Annotated in this window: 18 protein-coding genes and 1 tRNA gene; 14 read left to right on the plus strand and 5 right to left on the minus strand. The window is 43.5% G+C overall.

The features are described from left to right. Positions 1-143: 143 nt before the first annotated feature. Entirely contained in the window at positions 144-434 is a 291-nt protein-coding gene (locus tag IM462_RS04900; protein WP_002745388.1) for a DUF2288 domain-containing protein, read from the minus strand. A 135-nt stretch (positions 435-569) separates the two neighbouring features. On the opposite strand from IM462_RS04900, the gene IM462_RS04905 reads away from it, so the two are divergent. The 6 genes from IM462_RS04905 to IM462_RS04930 all read left to right on the plus strand — a co-directional run bounded on the left by IM462_RS04905 (position 570) and on the right by IM462_RS04930 (position 5354). Next, positions 570-1142, plus strand: coding sequence for a TetR/AcrR family transcriptional regulator (locus tag IM462_RS04905; RefSeq protein WP_287703278.1), 573 nt, complete (start codon positions 570-572; stop codon positions 1140-1142). A gap of 31 nt (positions 1143-1173) precedes the next feature. Next, positions 1174-2457 (plus strand): HlyD family efflux transporter periplasmic adaptor subunit, encoded by a 1284-nt coding sequence (locus IM462_RS04910; protein ID WP_287703280.1) that lies wholly within the window; start codon positions 1174-1176, stop codon positions 2455-2457. Between the two features lie 7 nt (positions 2458-2464). After that, on the plus strand, positions 2465-3637 hold the full coding sequence (gene devC, locus IM462_RS04915) for an ABC transporter permease DevC (protein WP_287703282.1): 1173 nt from the start codon (positions 2465-2467) through the stop codon (positions 3635-3637). Between the two features lie 18 nt (positions 3638-3655). Further along, positions 3656-4375, plus strand: coding sequence for a DevA family ABC transporter ATP-binding protein (locus IM462_RS04920; protein WP_287703284.1), 720 nt, complete (start codon positions 3656-3658; stop codon positions 4373-4375). A gap of 61 nt (positions 4376-4436) precedes the next feature. Beyond that, positions 4437-4528, plus strand: a tRNA-Ser gene (locus tag IM462_RS04925). Between the two features lie 19 nt (positions 4529-4547). After that, positions 4548-5354: a radical SAM protein gene (locus tag IM462_RS04930; protein WP_287703286.1), complete on the plus strand. Its 807-nt coding sequence runs from the start codon at positions 4548-4550 to the stop codon at positions 5352-5354. Here the strand turns inward: IM462_RS04930 and mrdA are convergent. Both mrdA and IM462_RS04940 read right to left on the minus strand, forming a co-directional pair. Then, positions 5351-7249: a penicillin-binding protein 2 gene (gene mrdA / locus IM462_RS04935; protein WP_287703288.1), complete on the minus strand. Its 1899-nt coding sequence runs from the start codon at positions 7247-7249 to the stop codon at positions 5351-5353. The two genes, IM462_RS04930 and mrdA, sit on opposite strands and share 4 nt — an antisense overlap. Before the next feature lie 597 nt (positions 7250-7846). Beyond that, positions 7847-8956, minus strand: a complete 1110-nt coding sequence (locus IM462_RS04940; protein ID WP_287703290.1) for an S-(hydroxymethyl)glutathione dehydrogenase/class III alcohol dehydrogenase — start codon at positions 8954-8956, stop codon at positions 7847-7849. A gap of 83 nt (positions 8957-9039) precedes the next feature. On the opposite strand from IM462_RS04940, the gene IM462_RS04945 reads away from it, so the two are divergent. Then, positions 9040-12798, plus strand: coding sequence for a tetratricopeptide repeat protein (locus tag IM462_RS04945; RefSeq protein WP_287703291.1), 3759 nt, complete (start codon positions 9040-9042; stop codon positions 12796-12798). A gap of 226 nt (positions 12799-13024) precedes the next feature. On the opposite strand, the gene IM462_RS04950 is transcribed toward IM462_RS04945, so the two are convergent. After that, on the minus strand, positions 13025-13375 hold the full coding sequence (locus tag IM462_RS04950) for a hypothetical protein (protein ID WP_002749954.1): 351 nt from the start codon (positions 13373-13375) through the stop codon (positions 13025-13027). Then, a complete protein-coding gene (locus tag IM462_RS04955) occupies positions 13376-13684 on the minus strand; it encodes a hypothetical protein (RefSeq protein ID WP_287703293.1) in 309 nt (102 codons plus the stop codon). A 312-nt stretch (positions 13685-13996) separates the two neighbouring features. Here IM462_RS04955 and IM462_RS04960 point away from each other — a divergent pair, with 312 nt between their 5' ends. The 7 genes from IM462_RS04960 (at position 13997) to IM462_RS04990 (ending at position 23758) form a co-directional block, all read left to right on the plus strand. Next, positions 13997-14494, plus strand: a complete 498-nt coding sequence (locus tag IM462_RS04960; protein ID WP_287703295.1) for a DUF29 domain-containing protein — start codon at positions 13997-13999, stop codon at positions 14492-14494. Positions 14495-14920: 426 nt separating this feature from the next. Next, complete coding sequence (locus tag IM462_RS04965) at positions 14921-15553, plus strand: type I restriction endonuclease (protein ID WP_287703297.1); 633 nt, start codon at positions 14921-14923, stop codon at positions 15551-15553. Positions 15554-15772: 219 nt separating this feature from the next. Then, complete coding sequence (locus tag IM462_RS04970) at positions 15773-16939, plus strand: SpoIID/LytB domain-containing protein (protein WP_287703299.1); 1167 nt, start codon at positions 15773-15775, stop codon at positions 16937-16939. A 124-nt stretch (positions 16940-17063) separates the two neighbouring features. After that, on the plus strand, positions 17064-20627 hold the full coding sequence (gene metH / locus IM462_RS04975; RefSeq protein WP_287703301.1) for a methionine synthase: 3564 nt from the start codon (positions 17064-17066) through the stop codon (positions 20625-20627). A gap of 233 nt (positions 20628-20860) precedes the next feature. Continuing rightward, positions 20861-21463 carry a J domain-containing protein gene (locus tag IM462_RS20955; RefSeq protein ID WP_353737366.1) on the plus strand — a complete coding sequence of 201 codons (603 nt, stop codon included), beginning with the start codon at positions 20861-20863 and terminating at the stop codon, positions 21461-21463. Between the two features lie 2 nt (positions 21464-21465). Then, entirely contained in the window at positions 21466-22467 is a 1002-nt protein-coding gene (locus tag IM462_RS04985; RefSeq protein ID WP_287703303.1) for a hypothetical protein, read from the plus strand. A 232-nt stretch (positions 22468-22699) separates the two neighbouring features. Continuing rightward, positions 22700-23758, plus strand: coding sequence for a D-alanine--D-alanine ligase family protein (locus IM462_RS04990; protein ID WP_287703305.1), 1059 nt, complete (start codon positions 22700-22702; stop codon positions 23756-23758). Positions 23759-23962 lie beyond the last annotated feature (204 nt).

The raw sequence follows: 23962 nt of genomic DNA on the forward strand, positions 1-23962 counted from the left end.
CACTCCGATTCCATCCCGAACTCGGTTGTGAAACTTCACCGTGGCCAAGATACTTGTCGGGTTGCCGACCGGGACAATAGCTCGATGCCAGGATTATTCTTTCCTACCCCTCAATCTCACCAGATTGGGGGGTTTGGTTTTATCTAAGCTATGGTCTGAATTAACACAAAAGGTTGCACGATTAGTGTATTAAAAAGGTTATCGGGATGGGAATTCCAATCGCTTAATTGCTCCTGTGTCGGTTTTTCTAGTAGTTTTTCCCCGATCCAATTCTGCACTTGAGCAACCTGATCACCGGCGATCGCTTCTGCCACTTCGATTAAATTGAGGGAATCGGAAACTAGGATCAGCGCATCCCTTTGAGCATGGGGGATCAAGTCACTCCACTCCACTTCGGCTAATTCCTCTAATAACTGCTCGTGAATATTACCCATACTGTCAATCCTTGCGAAAAAGCTCGCTCAACAACGAATTAGCTCCTCTTTCTAGCATACAGGCAAAGGGACAGCCGATTTCCCCATTTATAGTAATGTTAAGCTAAAATATAACGAACGTTCGATATTAAATTTATGCCTAAGATAGTAGATGTAGAACAATACCGAAAAGAACTCCTCTTAAAAAGTGCCGAACTCTTTGCCGAGAAAGGCTATGCTAACATGACGACGAGAGAATTAGCGCAAGGATTGGGAGTGTCCACGGGAACGCTGTACCACTACTTTCCCAGTAAAGCGGCACTTTTCGAGCAATTAGTCGAGGAGATGTGCCGAGAGGATGTTTTATTAGCTAAAGCCGAGATTGATCGAGGAAAAACCCTGACAGAAAAGCTAAAAATTCTCGGCAAATTTATGACTAATCGCGAGAATTACTGCATCAAACAATTATTCTTATGGATTGATTATTCTCAATATCAAGGACGAGAAGAACTGAGTCGTAGTCAACTTTTTGAGCGCGTTGATCGCCGCTATCATCAGGCAGTAATCGAGATTTTAGGTATTAGCGATCCGAGTGTAGCTTGGTTAGTTGTCAGCGTTATTAATGGACTGATATTAGAGCGCCTGTGGTGCAATGAACAGATTGCGATCGATGAACAAATGGAATTATTAGGTAAAATTCTTACTACTTATTTGCAGAAAAACTGTTAACCCCCAACAATCACTTATTAACTAAAAAATTATGAAAGGTAAAACTTTTGTGAAACCAAATCAAAAGTTAATGATCGGGTTAATAGTATTAGGCACAGGATTATTAGGAATAACCACCTTTTATAGTCTTTCCCAATTCGCCAGCAAACCCGAAACCAAAACCCCTGTAATTGCGTCGCCCGTACCGCAAAAAATCACCGCTTTAGGCAGAATTGAACCGAGGACAGAAATTATCAGCATATCTGCCCCGATGTTGCTTGATTCCGATCGAGTCATGCAATTATTAGTCGATGAAGGAGATAGCGTCAAAACGGGACAAATAATCGCCATTCTCGAAAGTCAGGAAAGATTAGAGGATAACCTGCGACAGGCACAAGAACAGGTGAAAGTAGCCGCAGCCAAACTAGAACAGGTGAAAGCTGGGGCAAAAGTCGGTGAAATCGATGCTAATGCCGCTAACGTGCGAAAAATCGAGGCACAATGGTTAGGGGATCAAGCAACCCAAAGGACAACTATTCAAAGATTAACAGCGCAATTAGAAGGAGATAGGGCTGCCCAAAAAGCGACAATTGGCAAATTAGAAGCAGAATATCGCAATGCCAAAGCTGAATTTGATCGCTACGAAAAACTCTATCAAGAAGGGGCAATTTCCGCCTCTAGTTTTGATACTAAAAGACTAAATTTAGAAACCAGTAATCAACAACTAACAGAAGCAAAAGTTACCCTAGAGAGAATTGAAAGCACCGGTAAACAACAGATACAAGAAGCCAAGACTACCCTAGCCCGGATTGAATCCACCGGTCAACAGCAGATCAAAGAGGCCAGATCCACTTTAAATCAAGTCTCGGAAGTGCGGGGAGTCGATGTGCGGGCAGCCGAAGCGGAGGTAAATGCTGCCCTAGTTGCCGTTAAAAAGGCCCAAACCGAGTTAAATCAGGCTTATATTCGATCGCCAATTACCGGCAAAGTGATTAAAGTCAATACCCGTATCGGGGAACAAATTAGCGATCAAGGAATTGTTGACCTTGCTGAAACCGATCGCATGGAAGTAATTGCCGAAATCTATCAAAGCGATATCGGGAAAATTCGCAAGGGACAAACTGCCACGATTACCGGATCGGCGTTTAAGGGCGAAGTTAGGGGGAAAGTGCGCTTAATTGCTTTAAAAGTTGACCAACAAAATATCTTCAGCAATCAACCGGGGGAAAACTTCGATCGCAAAGTTATCTCTGTCCGCATTGCCTTAGATCGCGAAAACAGTCAAAAAGTGGCAGGTTTAACCAATTCCCAAGTAACTGTAACTATCAATGAGTAGGTTTTCCATGAAACTAACCCATCTATTCAAAAAAACGCCCCTATCTTGGTTACAGGTGACGCGAGAGAAAACCCGTTTGATCGTGGCTATTGCCGGGATTGCTTTTGCCGACTTCCTAATTTTTACACAGTTGGGGTTTCGGGATGCCTTATTTGATGCTTCCGTTAAACCCCATTATGTCCTCGATGCGGATTTAGTCCTGATTAATCCCCAATTCGACACCCTCTTTGCCGTGAAAAGTTTCTCACGCGATCGCTTGTACCAAGCTAAAAGAGTCGAGGGCATTCAATCTATAGCCCCAGTTTATATTGCTTCGGCCCAGTGGCGCAATCCCGAAACTGCCCTAGAAAGAACTACTTTAGTCTTTGGTTTTGATCCCAGTCAACGGGTTTTTACCCTCCCAGAAGTCAATCAAAAATCCAGTGATCTAAAGATGTTAAATCGCGTCTTGTACGATCAAGCAGGAAGACCAGAATTCGGTCCAATTGCCGATTTACTCCAGAAAAACCCCGATTTGACAGTTCAGTTAAATAAAAAAGAGGTACAGGTAGCGGGAATTTTTACCCTTGGTGCCTCCTTTGCTGCCGATAGTAACGTCATTACCAGTGATTCTACCTTTTTAAGGCTCTTTCCCGAACGCCAACCCCACGAAATCGATATAGGACTGGTGAAACTGCAACCGGGGGCAAATATCGAGGCAGTTAAGGCCAATTTACAGGCACTTTTCCCTAAAAATGAAGTAATAGTCCTTACTTTAAAAGAATTTGCCGAAAGGGAAAAAACCTATTGGGCAAATGGTACAGCCATTGGTTTTATCTTTGGTTTAGGTACAGTAGTGGGTTTTATCGTCGGTATCGTCATTGTCTATCAAATTCTCTATTCCGATGTCACCGATCACTTACCCGAATACGCTACCCTAAAAGCTATGGGTTACGGTGATTGGTATTTAGTCGGGGTTTTGATGCAAGAGGCCTTATTACTAGCGGTTTTGGGGTATATACCTGGGTTTATCGTTTCTCTCGGTGTTTATCATCTCGCTTCCTCCGCTACACTTTTACCCATAGTGATGACTACCGCTAGGGCGATCGAAGTTTTAATCCTGACAATTATTATGTGTATTGCCTCTGGAATTGTCGCCATGGGCAAATTAAGGACAGCAGATCCAGCCGATATTTTCTAAGCTATCAAGGGTGAAATAATGCGGATTTTTCAAAAAGAGCGAGAATTAGTCGATTTTAGCCCTAATGAACCCGTAATTGCCATTAAAGGCTTAAATCACTATTTTGGCACGGGGGAATTAAAAAAACAGGTTTTATACGATATCGATCTGGAAATTAAAGCGGGGGAAGTAGTGATTATGACCGGTCCTTCGGGATCGGGGAAAACTACTTTATTGAGTTTAATGGGAGGTTTGCGATCTGCACAAGCGGGCAGTTTAAAAATTCTCGGCCAAGAAATGTTAGGAATTGGTAAGGGCAAAATGCTGAAAATTCGCCGACAAATTGGCTATATTTTTCAGTCACATAATTTACTAAAATTCCTCACAGCGAAACAAAACGTAAGGATGTCTTTGGAACTGCACGAGGAGTTTTTAGAACAAGATCTCGATCAAAAAGCCACGGCAATTCTGGAGTCGGTGGGTTTAGGAGAGCGCGTTGATTACTATCCCCACGATCTATCGGGGGGACAAAAACAACGGGTTGCGATCGCTCGCGCCCTCGTCAGTCATCCCAAATTAGTCCTCGCCGATGAACCGACCGCGGCCTTAGATAAACAATCCGGGCGGGATGTGGTGGAAATCATGCAGAAATTGGCAAAAGAACAAGGTTGCACGATTTTACTTGTCACCCACGATAACCGGATTCTCGACATCGCCGATCGCATTGTCAATATGGAGGATGGTCGTTTAGGCGATTAACTGCCCAAAAATTACTTGCCAAAAATCAGCCTTTTATGTTAGACTAAAATAATGTCATCTTGGAGAGGTGGCAGAGTGGTCGAATGCGGCAGATTGCTAATCTGTTGTACGAATCGTAAGACCGTACCGAGGGTTCGAATCCCTCCCTCTCCGTCTTCTTTCGGTATTTTCGATGACTGCTCCCCAGGATTATTTCTGCTCCGTATATGGTCCGGTTGCCTCTTGGCGTTTCGGCAGTTCCTTGGGCATTGATCCGATTGGTTTAGTTTCCACCTGTTCCTTTAACTGTGCCTACTGTCAGTTAGGAGAAATTGAGCAAAAAACCGAGCAACGAAAAATTTTTATCACCAGCGAACAAATTAGCAGGGATTTAAGCGCTTTTGCTCCTTGGGACGTGGATATAGTCACTCTCAGTGGTAGCGGGGAACCCACCCTCGCCCTCAATTTAGGGGAAATACTGGCCACCGTCAAGGAAATGACCAGGCGGCCGGTGGCGGTCTTAACCAATAGTACCCTTTTGGGAGATGCCCAAGTGCGTCAAGAGTTGAGCAAAGCTGATATCGTCGCCGCTAAAATCGATGCTGTTTCCGAGGCCCAATGGCGACGGGTTAACCGTCCAGTCCCTGGTCTGGATTGGCAGAGTTGTTGGTCGGGATTAAGACAATTTCGCCAAGAATGGTCGGGAAAACTAGCAATTCAAACCATGGTGCTGGCCTCTTGGTCGCCCCAAGAGCAAGACCAGTATATCGATTTGATGCAACAGCTACAACCGGATGAAATTCAACTTAACACCCCGACCCGTCCCCGGGCCAGACAAAGACAATTAGAAACCCGAGGTAATAATCCCCTCACCGCTGCCGACGGAATGCAAATTCTCAAACCCGTAAACGCTGAAATATTGGCAATTTGGGCGGAAAAAATCGCCACGGCGACGGGAATTACCGTACGCTGTGTGCCACTTACCGCCACAGGTCTCTAGGGCTTCGGCCGGGGTTTTTCTTCTTTGGGTTTGACATTAAAATAAGCCTCCATTACCTGACGTACCATAGGTGCGGCCACTTTACCACCACCACCGCCGGAATGTTCCGCAAAGGCGACCACGACAATTTCGGGCTTGTCGAAGGGTTTACCCTGAGCTACGTCGAAGGGGGCGAAAGCTCCAAACCAAGCGTGGGACTTGCCTGGAGGTGCTTCTGCTGTGCCGCTTTTGCCCGCTACAGGCGGTAAAGCGGGGTCTGATAGGGCCCGCCCCGTTCCTTCCGCTACCACGGCTCTCAGGGACTTTCTCAGGGTGTCTAGGGTGCTAGGTTTCATGTTCAAAGATTTTCGCCATTCCTTAACATCCCGGGCATCCTGTAAAAGGTGCGGTTTCACCAAAAAACCGCCGTTAGCGGGGACAGCAAACATCACAGCTACCTGTAGGGGAGTTGCGAGGGTAAATCCTTGACCGATCGACATATTAATCGTATCCCCTACGGACCAATCCCAGTTTTTAAAATTACGCAGCTTCCAATCGCGATCGGCAATTAACCCCGGAGTTTCTTCCGCTAATTCTATCCCAGTTTTCTGACCGAAACCGTAGCGCCGAGCCGTGGCAATTAAAGTCGGTCCCCCCACTCCGCGACCAATTTGACCGTGAAAAGTGTTACTACTCATGGCCATGGCCCGGACAAAACCGATCGGACCAAAACCGGCGTGATTCCATTCCCCGAAAGCTGTCCCCCCCACATAAAGGGCAGCAAAGGTATTTAAGACCGTATTGGGGGGAAATTTACCCGATTCCATGCCAGCAGTGGCAGTGACGACTTTAAAGGTGGAAGCGGGGGGGAATCCTTGCAGAGCGCGGTTAACAAACGGGTTGCCCTCCGCTTGTAGTTTTTTCCAAGTGGCGGTGGTAATTGGGGCCGAGAAAACATTAGGATCAAAACTAGGATAACTGACCATGGCCCGCACGGAACCATCCCGGGGATCGATCGCCACGATCGCACCCTTGCGTTTTCCTAAAGCGGCCTCGGCGGCTTTTTGGAGTTTTAAATCTAGTGTCAGGGTGACATCTTGGCCCGGTTTAGCAATTTTTTGGCCGAGAATTTGGATTACTTGTCCCGATCCGTTGACCTCTAACTGCATTCCTCCCCATTCTCCCCGCAATTTTGACTCGTAGGCGGCTTCTACACCCATTTTACCGACGACATCTCCCAATCGGTAGCCCTGTCGTCTTTTGGCTTGATATTCCTCTGGGGTTAGTTCCCCGGTATAACCGAGAATATGCGCCCCGATTTTACCATTGGGATAGTAGCGCACTGATTCCACGTCCACTTCAATGCCGGTTAATTCGTCTTTGTATTCCTCTAGGGCGATAATTTGGGCCGGAGTTAAACCCCTAGCGATGCGGATCAGGGTGGAGGGGTTTTCGTCCGCTTCGTTAATGCGTTTTTCTAGGTCGCTTCTGGGAATGCCTAAAATACTGGCTAAACGGTCAAGATTGAGTTTTTGAGCGGGATTACGCTGGGATTTGGGCCAAATATAGGCCGCATGGGTTAAGCGGGCCGTGGCCAAAACTTTGCCATTGCGATCGAATAAGTTGCCCCGGACTGGGGGTTTGGGAAGAATGCGAATCCGGTTATTTTCTGCCCTTTCTCGGTTAATTTGCCCTTGCTGCAGTTGTAAATAGGCCAAGCGCGAGCCAACTCCTCCTAGCAGGACAAGGCTAATTAATCCCATAATTAGCCATGACTGACGCTGACGACCGACTAGACGCTCTTTATCTTTGATTTTATTCTGTAATTTATTCGGTGCTGGCCGCGTCGGCGAGGTGAGCGTTTTTTTCCGTTTCAGTTTGACTTTGGTTTTTGATAGGAGTCCGCTATTACGCATTTGCTTAAAGTTAAAAATTTAAAAGTTATTAGTCATCAGTTAGGGACTTGCGTGGGAATAATATCCCAGCCAGAAAATCGCTCTGTAGAAGAATTAGACCAGCCAGATGGCACATTATCAAAGCGCAAGTCCCTAACATCTCGAAGGCTCTCGCCCTACTTAGGGTGATCAGCAAACCTGATCGATCGGAGGGCGCAAGCTTTGCGCCCCTACAGTAACGGATTTTGTCCACAATGTAGGGGCGAACTGCGTTCGCCCAAAAGGTACATTATCAAAGCGCAAGTCCCTTATCAGATTTGAGTTCTAAGTGAGTAGTTTTAAATAGCACTTTCCTGATGTCTTTTCACTGTTTACTGTTCACTGAAAAGGACGCAATACTAGGTGATTTAGCTCCTCTGTTTACTAAAGTTCAGGGTATCTGCAATATATCTTAACAAAATCGGAGTAAATACTGGGAGTGGAAGGAAACACTCCAGACACAGAGGACACAAAGATTGATCGCTTCTATAGTAAGTTAAAGAGGGCCTGGAAACTGGCGCACACATACAGTTAAGAGTTTGTCAAGTGTTTCTTAACTATATCTAACATTATCCCTGTTCAAAATGTAATCACACTGCGGATAGAATCCCCTTGGCGCATCAGGTCAAAAGCCTCGTTAATCCTTGCCAGAGGTAGAACATGGGTGATTAAATCATCAATGTTAATCTTGCCGTCCATGTACCAATCGACTATTTTAGGTACATCTGTACGGCCTCTCGCCCCACCAAAAGCCGTACCTTTCCAGACCCGTCCGGTGACTAATTGAAAAGGACGGGTACTAATTTCTTGGCCGGCCCCAGCTACACCGATAATAGTGGCAACACCCCAACCCTTATGGCAACATTCCAAAGCTTGACGCATAATCTGGACATTGCCGATACACTCAAAACTATAATCGGCCCCACCCTTAGTTAAATCCACCAGATAGGTCACTAAATCCCCCTCAATTTCTTGGGGATTAACAAAATGAGTCATCCCGAATTTGGTGGCTAAAGCTTGTTTCTGGGGATTGATATCGACCCCGACAATCATATCGGCCCCCACCAAACGGGCCCCTTGAATAACGTTTAAACCGATACCTCCCAGACCAAAAACCACCACTTTTGCCCCCGGTTCCACTTTAGCGGTATTAATCACCGCACCGATACCTGTAGTGACTCCGCAGCCGATATAACAGACTTTTTCAAAGGGAGCATCGGGGCGAATCTTGGCTAGGGAAATCTCCGGCAGCACGGTATAGTTAGCAAAAGTCGAGGTTCCCATGTAGTGATAAAGAGGCTGACCATCGAGGGAAAAACGACTGGTTCCATCCGGCATTACTCCCCGACCTTGGGTAAGACGAATCGCTTGACAGAGATTGGTTTTAAAGCTGAGACAGTATTCGCACTGACGACATTCGGGAATGTATAGGGGAATAACATGATCCCCCACTTTTAGGCTAGTGACACCTTTTCCCACTTCTACCACGATTCCGGCCCCTTCATGGCCTAAAATTGAGGGAAATAAGCCTTCAGGATCGGACCCAGAGAGAGTATAGGCATCGGTGTGACAAACTCCCGTGGCTTTGATTTCTACTAACACTTCCCCCGCTTGCGGTGCGGCTAATTTTACCGTTTCAATAGTTAGGGGTTTTCCCGCTTCTAGGGCAACTGCCGCTCGAACATCCATAGGCTCAAAGCAATAGGTTTTTTCCAGTATAATACCGTTAAACTGCTGAAGAGTTGTAATAGAACAATTCTAAACTTATCTCTATGTTAGTCCTCACCATCCGCGAAGAAGGAATTAACGATGGTGGCTTTACTGCTACTCTCAATTTTGATAGCGGTAACAGCTACCCAATTACGGTTACTGACCCCTTTACTAACCAAGAAGAAAAAGACCTAGAATGGTACTTTGAGGAATGGTTAGTATTTCCGACGCTAGAGACGGATAAGGCGCAAAAAGCCGCCAACAGCGTCCAAAACTATGGCGAAAACCTATTTAAACAGGTTTTCCAGAGTAATTTAAATGCTTATGGGGAATATCGAGACTTGCGAAAGCAGTTAAGTCAACTGCAAATTATCATCGAAAGTCAGTCGCCAGAATTTCAAGCTTTACATTGGGAAGCGCTGAAAGATCCTGATTTACCGCGTCCCTTTTCTATAGATTGTATCATCTCCCGCCAGCGTCGAGGGGCTACAGTTGTCCCGGTGCAAATGGCCACTTATCCTACTATCAATCTTCTGGTGGTGATTGCGCGTCCTAATGAGGAATCTGATGTTAACTATCGCACGATTTCCCGTCCTTTGGTAGAACTGGTAAATAGTAGTGAAATACCGGTAAAAATTGATATATTGCGTCCCGGAACTTATGAATCACTAACCAGACATCTGGATGAGAAGGGAGAAGGATACTATCATGTTATTCATTTCGATGTTCATGGCGGATTAATGGAATATGAACAGTACCAAAGACAGGTTCACGGGGATTCTTGGCGCTATCAAAGGGGATGGGGACTGGAGGATTTAGCAGAATATGAGGGAGTAAAAGCTTTTCTGTTTCTGGAAGGAGAAGAAAAAGGTCAAGCGACTCCGGTAGAAGCGACGGAATTAGCGAATTTACTCACTGGGAAAAATATCCCTATTTGTATTCTCAATGCTTGTCAGTCAGCAAAGCAAATTTCCCAGGAATCAGAAGACTATCGGGAAACCAGTTTAGGTAGTCGTTTGATGACTGCGGGAATGCAAGCAGTGGTGGCGATGGGATATTCGGTGACGGTTTCTGCAGCTAAGTTGATGATGAAACCAATTTATCAGCAATTATTGAACGGAAAAGACCTAACGGAAGCGATGCGAAAAGGACGGTTAGAGTTATTCAATAATAAGCAACGCCGCGCCTATTATAATACGAGAATAGATTTAGAAGATTGGTTATTACCGGTGATTTATTGTCGCGGTAAAATTAATCTCAATTTGCGTCCATTTACTCCAGAAGAGGAGGAAAAATACTGGGAACATATCGGCAATCAATATGTCTTTCCCTTACCAGAATACGGCTTTGTCGGCAGGGATTTAGAGATTCTCAAGATGGAAAAGGCGCTGCTGAAACATAATATCCTTTTACTCAAAGGAATGGGAGGGACAGGAAAAACTACTTTACTCAATTATCTACGAGAATGGTGGCAGAAAACCAACTGGGCGACCCATATTTTCTATTTTGGTTATGATAGAAAAGCTTGGACGTTAGAACAGATTGTCTATGAAATCGGTCAGGGAATTTATAATCGTTTTGAACAGGCGAGTTTCCAAGCGATGAACCTGAAAGCGCGAGTAAAGAAACTAGAGCAAAAACTCCGCAGTGAGGCGTATATTCTCATTTTAGATAATCTGGAGTCGGTGACGGGACAACCGTTAGCAATTCAGAATACTTTACCGGAGAATGAGAGGGAAGAAATCGCCGAATTTCTCAAGAATTTGGTCGAGGGAAAAACGAAGGTGATTTTGGGTTCTCGCAGTGAGGAAACTTGGCTGCAACGCAGGACTTTTAAGGAGAATATCTATCAGTTACAAGGATTAGACCAAGAGTCGAGAACTGAATTAGCGGAGAGAATCTTAGAACGTCAGGCGAAGAGTCGGAAAAATGCGATTAAAAAGGATGATTATTTTAAACGCTTGATGAAATTGTTGGCGGGATATCCGTTGGCGATGGAAGTGGTATTAGCGAATCTGAAGCGACAGTCACCGGAGGAGATTTGGCAAGGGTTACAGTTGGCGGAATTAGCTGATGTGGGGGATAAGGATAAGACTAATAATATCATCAAATGTGTGGAATATTCCCACAGTAATTTGTCGGAGGAGGCGCATAAGTTGTTACTCTGTTTAGCGCCGTTTAGTGGGTTTATTCCCAGGGGTGTTATTCCTATTTATAGCCAAAAACTACAGCAATTAGAACCTTTACAAGGCTATCAGTTTGACCAATTTGATGCAGCGATTGAAGAAGCAATTCATTGGGGGTTGCTTTCGCCGATGAGTGAAGAATTGCCGAGTTTATTGACTATCCAGCCCATTTTTCCCTACTTCCTGAAGACGAAGTTAAAGGAATTAGCACCAGAGACACAAGCAGCAATTTGGGAGGGTTTTAAGAATCATTACCGAGACTTGGCAGGTTCTTATAATAACTTACTAAATTCCAAAAATCCGAAAGAGAAGCAGTGGGGGATATTGTTCTGTCGCTGGGAGTATGAAAATCTGTTTAATGCGTTGCAAATCGCCCTCAATCAGCAAGAAAGCGTACTTAGTATTATTACTTGCTTGCATAGTTATCTGAAGTTAAACCAAGATACTCAGACTAATTTAAAGCTCCTAGAGTTCGTTCTCGAAACTTTTGAAAACTATCCCCCTGAAGCCAAACAAGGGCAGGTGGCAATAGAAATCATTGGTATAATTTTCGAGACAGGAAGCAAATATTTACTAAGTAAAAATTATCAGAAAGCGAAAGAGATTTACCAAAAAAGCCTCGAATTAATCAAGCAAATTAGTGAAAGTTACAGTCAAGTTAAGCAATCTTTGCAAGCCAGCACCCTGCACTGTTTGGGAATGGTAGCGCAAGAATTGAGGGAATGGGAGCAAGCCCGAAGCTACTACCAGCAAGCTATTGAGATCTACATTGAATATGGCGATCGCTACTCCCAAGCCGGAACCCTGCACCATTTGGGAATCGTAGCGCAACAATTGAGGGAATGGGAGCAAGCCCGAAGCTACTACCAGCAAGCTATTGAGATCAAGATTGAATATGGGGATCGCCACTCCCAAGCCAGCACCTTGCACCAGTTGGGAAACCTAGCGCAAGAATTGAGGGAATGGGAGCAAGCCCGAAGCTACTACCAGCAAGCTATTGAGATCTACATTGAATATGGGGATCGCTACGAGCAAGCCAGCACCCTGCACCAGTTGGGAAGGGTAGCGCAAGAATTGAGGGAATGGGAGCAAGCCCGAAGCTACTACCAGCAAGCTATTGAGATCTACATTGAATATGGCGATCGCTACGAGCAAGCCGGAACCCTGCACCAGTTGGGAAGGGTAGCGCAAGAATTGAGGGAATGGGAGCAAGCCCGAAGCTACTACCAGCAAGCTCTTGAGATCTGCATTGAATATGGGGATCGCTTCTCTCAAGCCAGCACCCTGCACCATTTGGGAATAGTAGCGCAACAATTGAGGGAATGGGAGCAAGCCCGAAGCTACTACCAGCAAGCTATTGAGATCAAGATTGAATATGGGGATCGCTACGAGCAAGCCAACCCCCTGCACGGGTTGGGAATGGTAGCCGAAGGAGTTGGGGAATTGAGCCAAGCCAAAAGTTATTACCTGCAAGCCTTACAAATTTGGGCAGAATTTAACGATAGTTACATGATACAAACCTATTCTTTGCCTCGTCTTGTTGATCTTTATCAGCAAACGCAAGATGAGGAGATTCTTGTCGGTATTGCTTCTGTTTTCGGGGTTGGGGTTGAGGAGGTGCGGGGTTTGGTCTAACTCCCCCCTAATACTAAATCTGGCTTTAAAAAGAGAGGGTGATGAGGTGATGGGGTGATGGGGTGATGATCCTCCCTCACTCCCTCACGAACCTAGTTTGTTGTTGCGCTTCAGCGCTAACTATTTCGGGCTTGCTGAAAAAGTAAGGGCGAAGTATTCGGATAGGAAATCTACGGTTTCAGCGATAGGTTATTGCCCGAATGCTTCGCCCCTACAATGTTGTGATCTACGGATGAGGTGTAATAGCGAGAATGGTGATTTCCCCCGAATGAGGTCCATAGCACCAGAAAATTCGATAGGCTCCCGGTGTATTCTGTTGGGCGTAGGCTTCAAAAACCTTCTGTGTTGAATCATAAGGGTTGTCGAGGGAATTAAATTCGTGGGTTTTTAGTCCCGGATGTCTTGGGTTTGTACTGAGGAGCTTGAGGGCTTTTGTTACCTGTTTGTAGAGACCCTCTTGTTTCGATGCTTTTGTCCTACCTTGAGCCAGGCGAGTCTTTTGAGCCTGTTCCGCTTCTGCTCGCAATTCAGATAGAGTATTTCGAGCTTCCTGTGTCTGTCGTAAAGAAAAACTCACCTACTCCTCGACCTCTTCAGGAATAGATGCAGCAAACTCAAGCATAGCGTCTAAATCGACTGTTTCTTCAGCGAAATTTCCTGTGCGGGCTTCTGCGAGTCCCCGTTTGAGCGACTCGCGGACACTAGGATTCTGAAAAGCCCATAGTTCTCCCTCTGGAATCGCCACCATGGGAACCAAAAGAAGCTCCCCGCTTGCATTCATCAGTATTCGATAGTGACGGTTGCTACATTCAGTCCCAAGGCTAATCCGTCCGCAAGCATCAGCCTGAATATCTTCTTTAATGAGGGAAAAATTCTGATACTCCATCACGTCTCCTCCTCTTTTCATATACTTATTCTAGATAAGTTACCCAATTTGGGCAATAGGGTTATGTCCATTTAGCTTCTCACTATCTAAAGAAAACAGGTTAAACTTGTTCGGGCTGGAGCCTTGACAACAAACCCAGTTTGTAGTTGCACTCTCTTCGCTAAATTCTCTCCCCTTTCCTTGTAGGATAGGGTTCAGGGGAGAGGTCAATAATTAAGAATCCAATGCGATCGCAATATCTGGTAATGATCAAGTATAATAATAAATATAAAGACCAAATTATTCATCTACAGTTAACTTAATGAAAGCCAAATGAACTTATTAAAACAATCGGACATTCAAGAAAATCCCACAACACTTTACGAACAAGATCTTCAGTTGTGGATTGAGCAAACTATTCATCAATTACAGAATCGACAGTTTGAACAACTGGATATAGAAAACTTAATTGAGGAGTTAAAAGATTTGGGTAAGTCAGAGAAACGCGCCTTAGAGAGCAACTTAATGGTCTTATTTATTCACTTACTCAAATTAAAGATACAGCATGATGCTCCTGAGACAATGAAAGCAAGTTGGTATAACTCAGTAGATGAGCATCGCCAGCGCGTTCAAGATGATTTACTTAAGACTCCCTCTCTTAAATCTTATCTCTTAATCTCCATCACACAAGCCTATTCCAGCGCTCGTAAAGTCGCCATCAAACAGGGTAAACGCGCTCAATTTGGTATTCGTATTCCCCAAGAAAGTGAGTATCCCCTCGCTTGTCCTTTCACACCTGAACAGATTCTAAATGAGGACTTTTACGGGTAAAAACGAAAGTAAGTATTATCGATAATAAAACCATGAAACCAGAATATGACCTTGCAAACATGAAAAATCGCCCGAATGACCTAACCCCCCTTCCCTGGGAAATAAAGGGGGAATAAAGTTTTTAACACCTAACTACTTATATCTCAATAAATCTCTTGGATAAATCATAGCAAAGTTAACCTTTCATGTACTCTAAATTAAGGAGAAGACGATGGCTAATCTGGATGATGTAGGAAGAGCGAAAGCAGCTGATAAAAACCTGAACGATGCTAACCGAAGCGATGTGCAGGTAAACAAAACAAGACCATATCCTTAACTGTTCTCTCTGATTTAGAGTAGTTAACCCTGTCAGTAACGGATATTTTGCTTGGTTAAATTAAAAATAGCAAATTACCATTAACGTAAGTGTTAATTAAAGAGGTAAATATGGTTCAAATTTTACAAGCAAAAGAATTCACTCTCAGAGATTTAATTAATCATTTTCAACTACAGTTTATAGAAGATGAGCATTTTTTTGGGGAATGGCAGCAAGACCTAGAAGCAATCTCTGAACAGGAAAAAGAATTGTTAGATAAAATCAAAACAGGTTATTTTAACTTATTGAATTATCCTCCCTTTTTAGAAACTTCGGTGAGGATGACGGTTTTAGACCCATTATTATTTATTGGTAACTTTTATCTATTTCCCTTTCACATTAAAGCAGAAGATTCCGTTGAAATTATTACAAAAGAGCAAGATTTAATAATTAAAGGAAGGTTAGATACTTTAATTCTAAAAGAGCAATTATGGGTAATGATTATTGAATCAAAACGGGTTATTTATTCCGTTGAAGTAGGTTTACCGCAATTATTAGCTTATTTAATGGTCAATCCTCATCCAAACCGTCCTAATTATGGAATGTTGACCAATGGTTCCGAGTTTTTATTTGTTAAATTATTATGGGACGGTAAACCTTTATACGGAACCTCTCGTTTATTTGCCATGAGAAATCCGGGGGATTTATACGAGGTTCTCAAAATCCTTAAACATCTCTGTCAGTCTAGCGAGGGGGTGGAATGAACCACAGAGACACAAAGGACACAAAGATCGATCGCTTCTATGGTAAGTTAAGCTGATCACACAGAACCTAGAAGAGCCTGGATTAGAGGAGATTCGGCTAATCTAAGGATGGGTGGTTAAGAATTTTTTCGGCTTTTCTTGACTATTTCAGCCTTATTTGTCCTAACAAGCTCAAGAATACGAGAGTTTTTGTCTAGAATTGCCTAGCCTGAGAGGGGAATGGTAAAGTTAGATAAGAAAATTAAAGATGGTGTGATTAAAGTGAAATTTGCTGCTAGTACCTATTTTTCCCTGCTGCGCCATTGTGCCGTTCCTTTGTTGTCGATCGCCACTTTTACCCCAATTCTCTTAACTTATTTAGCCAAGGAAAAACCAGAAACCCCGCAACCCCAGGCAAATCTAGAGACTGCTGCCTCCCCTGCTCCTATTATCCCATCTCCGATCGCACCCTTAACCGCACCATCGCCGAAACTATTCCCCTCTCCCCAATCTTCTGCGATTCCAAAATCAGCACCCTCTCCTCAGTCTTCCCCCTTGGCACCGAAAAAATTAGCACCATCGGTTCAAGCTTCCCCTAATACTTCCCCTAATACTGCCCCCGCTGCCGCGGTTAAACCAGTAACTAGACAACCCTTATTGGTTCCCGCTAATTATACGCCGCCAGCCATAGAAATTCGCGTGGCGATTAAAAGGGATGTGGCCAGTGTTTTGATTGGAGTTAACGGGCCGGCGGTGATCACCGATCGCCAAGGTCGTGGTTTAAAAACGATTGCCACTAACGAGGGTTTACCGGTCATTCCAGGTGCCAATGGCTTAAAAATGGGCGATTTATCGCTGCCAGAGGTGATTTTTGTGCAGCCCACCAGTGCCGATGGTTTAGTTTATGTGGATGATGGTTGGTATCGGGGCAAAATCCTCCTTGTTGCCCAAGGCGATCGCTTGTTAGTGGTCAATCATGTTAATTTAGAGGCCTATCTCTATAGTGTGGTGGGTAGTGAAATGCACTCCACTGCGCCAATGCACGCTTTAAAGGCACAAGCGATCGCCGCTCGTTCCTATGCCCTAGTACATATAATCCGCCCCGCTAATGCTTGGTTTCATCTGGGCAATACCCAGCGCTGGCAGGTATATAAAGGCATTCGCTCGGAGTATCAATCGACCCACCAAGCGGTTAATGCCACTGCCGGGCAGATTCTCAGCTATAAAGGGGGTGTAGTCGAGTCTCTTTATGCCGCCACCGATGAAATTGTCGCTTGGGCCCACGGTGGTCGCGGTATGAGTCAAACTGGGGCTTATAAATTAGCGGAAAAAGGCCTAGATTATCAACAAATTCTCGGTAATTATTATCCCGGAGTTGGTTTAGCCCGTCTAGTTCTACAAAATTAGATTGATAGGCTTTCTCGACTGAAAACTCAAATCTGATAACTGATCACTGAAATGCCGACCATAGCAGATTTCTAGTAACTGTATTACAATAAACTTTCAAAATGCTATAGCAGTAAATCTCTCTATGAATAGCCCCTTTCTTGACTACCTCAACGGTCCAAAGCATCCCGTCCTCGTCTTTGATGGGGCGATGGGAACTTCCCTACAAAGCCAAAATCTGACGGCCGAGGACTTTGGTGGGGCAGAATACGAAGGTTGTAACGAGTATCTTGTCCATACTAAACCTAGCGCCGTAGCGAAAGTCCACGAAGCCTTTTTAGCCGTGGGTGCGGATGTGATTGAAACCGACACCTTCGGGGGAACCTCGATAGTTTTAGCCGAGTACGATTTAGCCGACCAAGCCTATTATCTCAACAAAAGCGCCGCCGAACTGGCCAAGGCTTGCGCGAATAAATACTCTACCCCCGAAAAACCCCGTTTTGTGGCGGGTTCCATGGGGCCGGGGACAAAACTGCCCACTTTGGGTCATATTGACTTTGATAGCCTCAAAAATGCCTATGTGGAACAGGTAGAGGGCCTGTACGATGGCGGAGCAGATTTATTATTAGTAGAAACCTGTCAGGATGTCCTGCAAATTAAAGCGGCTTTAAATGCTATTGAAGAAGTATTTCAGAAAAAAGGTCAACGATTGCCCCTGATGGTTTCGGTGACGATGGAAACCATGGGAACGATGTTAGTAGGAACGGAAATTAACGCCGTTGTCTCTATTTTACAACCCTATAAAATCGATATTTTGGGACTTAACTGCGCCACCGGTCCCGATTTAATGAAACCCCATATTAAATATCTCTCGGAAAATTCCCCTTTTATTGTTTCTTGTATTCCTAACGCTGGTTTACCAGAAAATGTCGGCGGTCAAGCGCACTATCGCCTCACTCCCGTAGAATTAAAAATGGCTTTAATGCACTTTATCGAAGATTTGGGAGTACAAATTATCGGCGGTTGTTGTGGTACTCGTCCCGACCATATCCAAGCTTTAGCGGAACTAAGTCAGGGTTTAACTCCGAAATCTCGTCATTATCATTATGAACCCTCCGCCGCTTCTATTTATAGTACCCAACCCTATATTCAAGATAATTCTTTCCTGATTGTCGGGGAAAAATTAAACGCCAGTGGTTCTAAAAAATGTCGGGAACTGCTCAATGTTGAAGACTGGGATAGTTTAGTATCGATGGCGAAAGCTCAGGTAAAAGAAGGAGCGCATATTCTCGATGTCAACGTCGATTATGTGGGCCGGGATGGGGTGCGCGATATGCACCAATTAGCCTCTCGTTTAGTTAATAATGTCACCCTACCTTTAATGTTAGATTCCACCGAATGGGAAAAAATGGAAGCGGGGTTAAAAGTAGCGGGGGGTAAATGTATCCTCAACTCTACTAACTACGAAGACGGGGAATCGCGTTTTTATCAAGTCTTGGATTTAGCGAAAAAATACGGCGCGGGGGTAGTAATTGGAACCATTGATGAAGAAGGAATGGGCCGCACTGCCGAGAAAAAATTCCAGATAGCTAAACGGGCCTATTATGGGGCGATAGAATACGGAATTCCCCCCTACGAAATCTTTTTTGATCCTTTAGCTTTACCGATTTCTACCGGTATCGAAGAAGACCGAGAAAATGGCAAGGCTACTATCGAAGCAATGCGTCGAATTCGCCAAGAACTGCCCGAATGTCACATTCTTTTAGGTGTGTCTAATATCTCTTTTGGGTTGAATCCGGCAGCGCGTCAGGTATTAAATTCCGTCTTCCTCAACGAAGCGATGCAGGTGGGTATGGATGGCGCAATCGTCAGCGCTAATAAAATTCTTCCTCTGGCAAAAATTGAACCAGAATATCAGCAAATTTGTCGGGATTTAATCTATGATAATCGTCGTTTTGATGGCGATATATGTGTCTATGATCCCCTGACCAAATTAACCGAATTATTTGCGGGGAAAACTACTAAAAAAGACCCCTCTAGTAATGCTAATTTACCCGTGGAGGAACGCTTAAAACAGCATATTATTGATGGGGAAAGATTGGGACTGGAAGAGGCTTTAAAGCAAGCTTTACAGGACTATCCACCCCTCGATATTATTAATATTTTTCTCCTGGATGGGATGAAGGTAGTGGGTGAGTTATTTGGTTCGGGACAAATGCAGTTACCTTTTGTTCTCCAATCGGCCCAAACTATGAAAGCAGCCGTTGCCTTTTTAGAACCCTTTATGGAGAAAAAAGAGGGTGATAATAATGCCAAAGGGACTTTTATTATCGCAACAGTTAAAGGGGATGTTCATGATATTGGTAAAAACTTAGTTGATATTATCTTGACCAATAACGGCTATAGGGTGATTAACTTGGGTATTAAACAACCTGTAGAAAATATCATCGAAGCCTACAAAGAACATAAGGCCGATTGTATCGCCATGAGCGGTTTATTGGTGAAATCGACGGCTTTTATGAAGGAAAATCTAGAGGTTTTTAACGAAAAAGGAATCACCGTTCCTGTGATCCTTGGCGGGGCAGCTTTAACTCCCAAATTTGTCCATGATGACTGTCAAAAAACCTACAAGGGACAGGTTATCTATGGTAAAGATGCCTTCTCTGACCTGCATTTTATGGATAAATTAATGCCCGCTAAAGCTGGGGGTCAATGGGATGATAGTAAAGGCTTTTTAGGTAAGTTTGCCGAGGCAGAAAAACCCCCGGTTGTTGCCGAAGAATTAAAGGTTAATCCCGATACTATTTTTACCGATGGAACCCTAGACAAAGAATTAGTTATTGATACCCGTCGTTCCGAAGCGGTGGAAGTTGATATTCCCCGACCAACACCGCCCTTCTGGGGTACTAAAATATTAACAGCAGCAGAAATTCCCATCGAGGAGGTTTTCTGGTATTTGGACCTACAAGCTTTATTTGTCGGTCAATGGCAATTCCGCAAACCCAAAAGTCAATCTAAGCAAGAATACGACCAGTTTTTACAGGAAAAAGTTCATCCAATTCTGACAGCATGGAAAGAGAAAATTGTCAAGGAAAATTTACTAAACCCCACATTAATTTATGGTTATTTTCCCTGTCAATCCTCTGGTAATTCCCTGTTAATTTACGATCCCGAATCGATACAAGCAGGCGAAAAACCCGAAAATCTGCAACCGATAGCCATTTTTGAGTTTCCGCGCCAGAAATCCGGTCGCCGTCTCTGTATTGCTGACTTTTTCGCCCCGCAGGAATCCGGTATTATCGACGTTTTCCCGATGCAAGCGGTGACGGTGGGGGAAATCGCCACGGAATACGCTAAATCTCTCTTTGATGCCAACGAATATACCGAATACCTCTATTATCACGGCATGGCTGTCCAAACCGCCGAAGCCATGGCCGAATGGACCCACACCCGCATCCGTCGCGAGTTAGGTTTTGCAGAGTTCGATCCCGATAATATCCGCGATATACTGCAACAGCGTTACCAGGGTTCTCGCTATAGTTTCGGCTATCCCGCTTGTCCTAATATTCAGGACCAATACAAGCAATTAGCTCTGTTAGGATGCGATCGCATTGGGATGTATATGGACGAAAGCGAACAATTGTACCCAGAACAATCCACCACCGCCATTATTACCTATCACCCCACCGCTAAATACTTTAGTACCTAATCAGTGATCAGTTATCAGTAATCAGATTTGAGTTTTCATTGCAATTATCGACTTAAATCTATAATATCCCAGCAATTTTTTTATGATTAACCACTTGACAAAGTGGCCACAGCAGTGGCATTAATTTAGGATAGGAAGTTTTCGGGAGTCAGTCGTCGGTCGTTCATACCAAATTAGCCTACACTTCATCTTGATAAGAAAGGCTAGATTTTTAGCAGCTTCTTAGGGAAATTATGACCACTAATCCTCTTAACTCGCTCATTTTAGAGCAGATTAGTCATATCTGTGAGCAATACTCGATCGAAAGTCGTATTCTCGAAGATTTTGCCGATTTTGTCATCAAAAACCACCGTAAAAAGTCTCCTAAACCATCGTTAACTAAATCAAAAACTACAGCCACCACCACCACAGGCTCAAAAGTTAAACCTTTAACTCTAACGCAACTTAAACAGGCAGTTTATGCCTATTTTGAGGTTAGCAATACCACAGAATTAAAAAAATCGAGTATGTTTCAAATGGCTACTAGAGCCTTTGATAATATCAATTTATCTCAGCGAGAAAGTTGGGAGGTTATCTACAGGAAATATATCGGTATTCTTCCCGAAGAAGATTACGAACAGGGGAAAGATTGTATCAACGGTATCAATATTTTTAAATATTTTCGTCCCTATCGTGTTTTCGAGCTTGATCCAAATACTGCCAGCAAGGAAGACATTAAAAATGCCTATTATCGTCTTTCTAAGATCTATCATCCCGATAACCAAGAAACAGGAAATTCTCACATCTTTGATCGTTTGACTGTGATGTATAAGTCTATCACCACGGAGATAAAATAATCATGCCTCGCAAAAAAGAAATTTTTACTATCAGAGAAGCTGAACTAATTCAATGGCTTTCCATTTCTCATAAGAGATTGGATGAAATCGTTAGCTTTTTTGATGCTGATCCTAATGATGATTGGGATTTAGTTGAGGGTGACGATTATCAATTTGTCAATAAGGAGAAGAAACTCCGTAACTTTTCCCCTAAAGGTGCTTTTAAAATTGCTTCCTATATCGAGAAGAATGAAAAGCGAGGAATTTTCTACAAATTTAAAGAATTTTTTACTAAGCACGATCAAAAAATTCGTCGCTCCCTAGCACGAAAATTAATTTTTGCTGAACTCATTGACTCTGGCGAAATTCAAGTTTATCAAGGAGTGGCTATGATTCATAAACAGAGTTTACGGCGAATTTTAGAAACTAATGGAGCCAAGCTAAATAAAACCGTGAATCATCTTCAGCAAAGAACTGATAAACCTCTAGAATTAGGAGTAGATTTTTACGAAGATGAAAAAAGAGAGTTTTGGTTCTCTGAAAGTGGAATAGTGATGATTTCTAAATCCATGAGTGAAACTTTGACGAATAAATCGCGCCAAGAAATGTGTAAAACGATTGCAATGGAGTTTCCTCTTGCCTTTAAAGAAATTCAGGAAAATCTAGATGACGATACCAAACAAAAAATCGAGATTGAAAAGGCTAAAAAACGAGCTAAAACTAGAGATAAAAACACTTGTCAGGTGACAGGGCAAAAACCGGATAAAGATGTACAATTTAATCTCGCTGTCCATCATCTTTACTCTGCCCAGAAATATCCCCATCTAGCGACATTAGATCTGAATTTGGTGACTATTAAAGAAGAAATTCACCAAGAATTCCACGGTAATTTAGGGGGATTTCATCAACCTTGTACCATCGAGGATTTTATCGAATTCTTGCACGTTTACTATCCCGAACATCAGGGTAATTTAGCCTTAAAACTTCAGAAAACTAAGAAAAAACTGGAAAAATTAGCTAAATAATCATTCAATTTCGGGGGGTGAATAGCTCCAAAGTGATTATCCATTTTTTTAGGGAAAGAACGACCACATCTCATCATGAGCGATAATTAATTTATTGAAAATTTGGGTTAAAACTCCTATCTGACGAGGAACAGCTGCATCTAAATCATTGGCAACTATTGTCAACTCCGCCCATAGTATATATGATAGTTGAACTCTAATTTAGGATCTAGCTGGGTCTAGAGAGGATAATATGGATAAGATCAAGGTAGGATTGTTGTTTGGTGGTCGATCGGGAGAACACGAGGTATCTATCAATTCGGCTCGATCGATCCTGCAAGCTTTTAATTATCCCGAAAATCTTGACAAATACGCCGTTATCCCCTTCTATATCGATAAAAATGGCTGTTGGCATTCGGCAGCAACTGCTAGACAAATTTTAACCTCTGGGCAACCCCTAGCTATTGAGAGTGATATAAAAGTCAATATCTGGCAATTTCCCCCAGAAGTGAGCGAAATTGAGGTTTGGTTTCCAATTCTCCACGGACCGAATGGAGAAGATGGCACTTTGCAAGGATTACTCACTCTCATGCGGGTTGCTTTTGTGGGTAGTGGGGTACTGGGTTCATGCTTGGGAATGGATAAAATTGCCATGAAAACTGCTTTTGCAGCCGCTGGATTACCCCAAGTTAAGTATAAGGCCATAACCCGCTCGCAAGTGTGGTCAAATGCCTGTGTTTTTCCGCAATTGTGCGATCAAATCGCCGAGGAAATAGGTTATCCTTGTTTTATTAAACCCGCTAATTTAGGTTCTTCGGTGGGTATTAGTAAAGCTCGCAACCAGCAAGAATTAGAGGATGCTTTAGATAGTGCTGCTAGTTATGATCGACGGATTATTGTTGAAGCAGGAGTAACCGCAAGGGAGATCGAATGTGCGGTTTTAGGTAATGATAATCCCCAAGCTTCTTTGGTGGGAGAAATTACTTTTGATAGTGATTTTTATGACTATGAAACTAAATATACTGACGGGCGATCGAGTATGGTTATTCCCGCTAATATTCCCGATAAAATTGCTAATCAAGTGCGAGAAATGGCTGTAGAAGCATTTAAAGCTGTGGATGCTGCGGGATTGTCGCGGGTGGATTTTTTCTATGTGGAAAAGACTGGGGAAGTGTTTCTCAATGAAATTAATACTCTGCCGGGGTTTACTAATTTTAGTATGTATCCCCAACTCTGGAAAGCCACCGGTTTAGAGTTTGATAAATTGGTCGATAAGTTAGTACAATTAGCTTTAGAAAGACAGGAAAAATAAGGTTAAATTACCAACATTTCTAGGATAGGAATTACCTATTAAATAGAAGATAAATCCCCCCTTGATCCCCCCTTAATAAGCTATCCCTTATAGGGATCTTTCTTAACAATTTTTGCAGTAAGCACTCCAACCCTTATCCTGACTTGATTTCAGTTTTTTCTTTGTCAGTAAGGGTGTCAACAAGGAATATTACAAATTGTTAAC

The sequence above is a fragment of the Microcystis sp. M144S2 genome (assembly GCF_020246065.1).
GTDB classification, from domain to species: Bacteria; Cyanobacteriota; Cyanobacteriia; order Cyanobacteriales; family Microcystaceae; genus Microcystis; species Microcystis ichthyoblabe_A.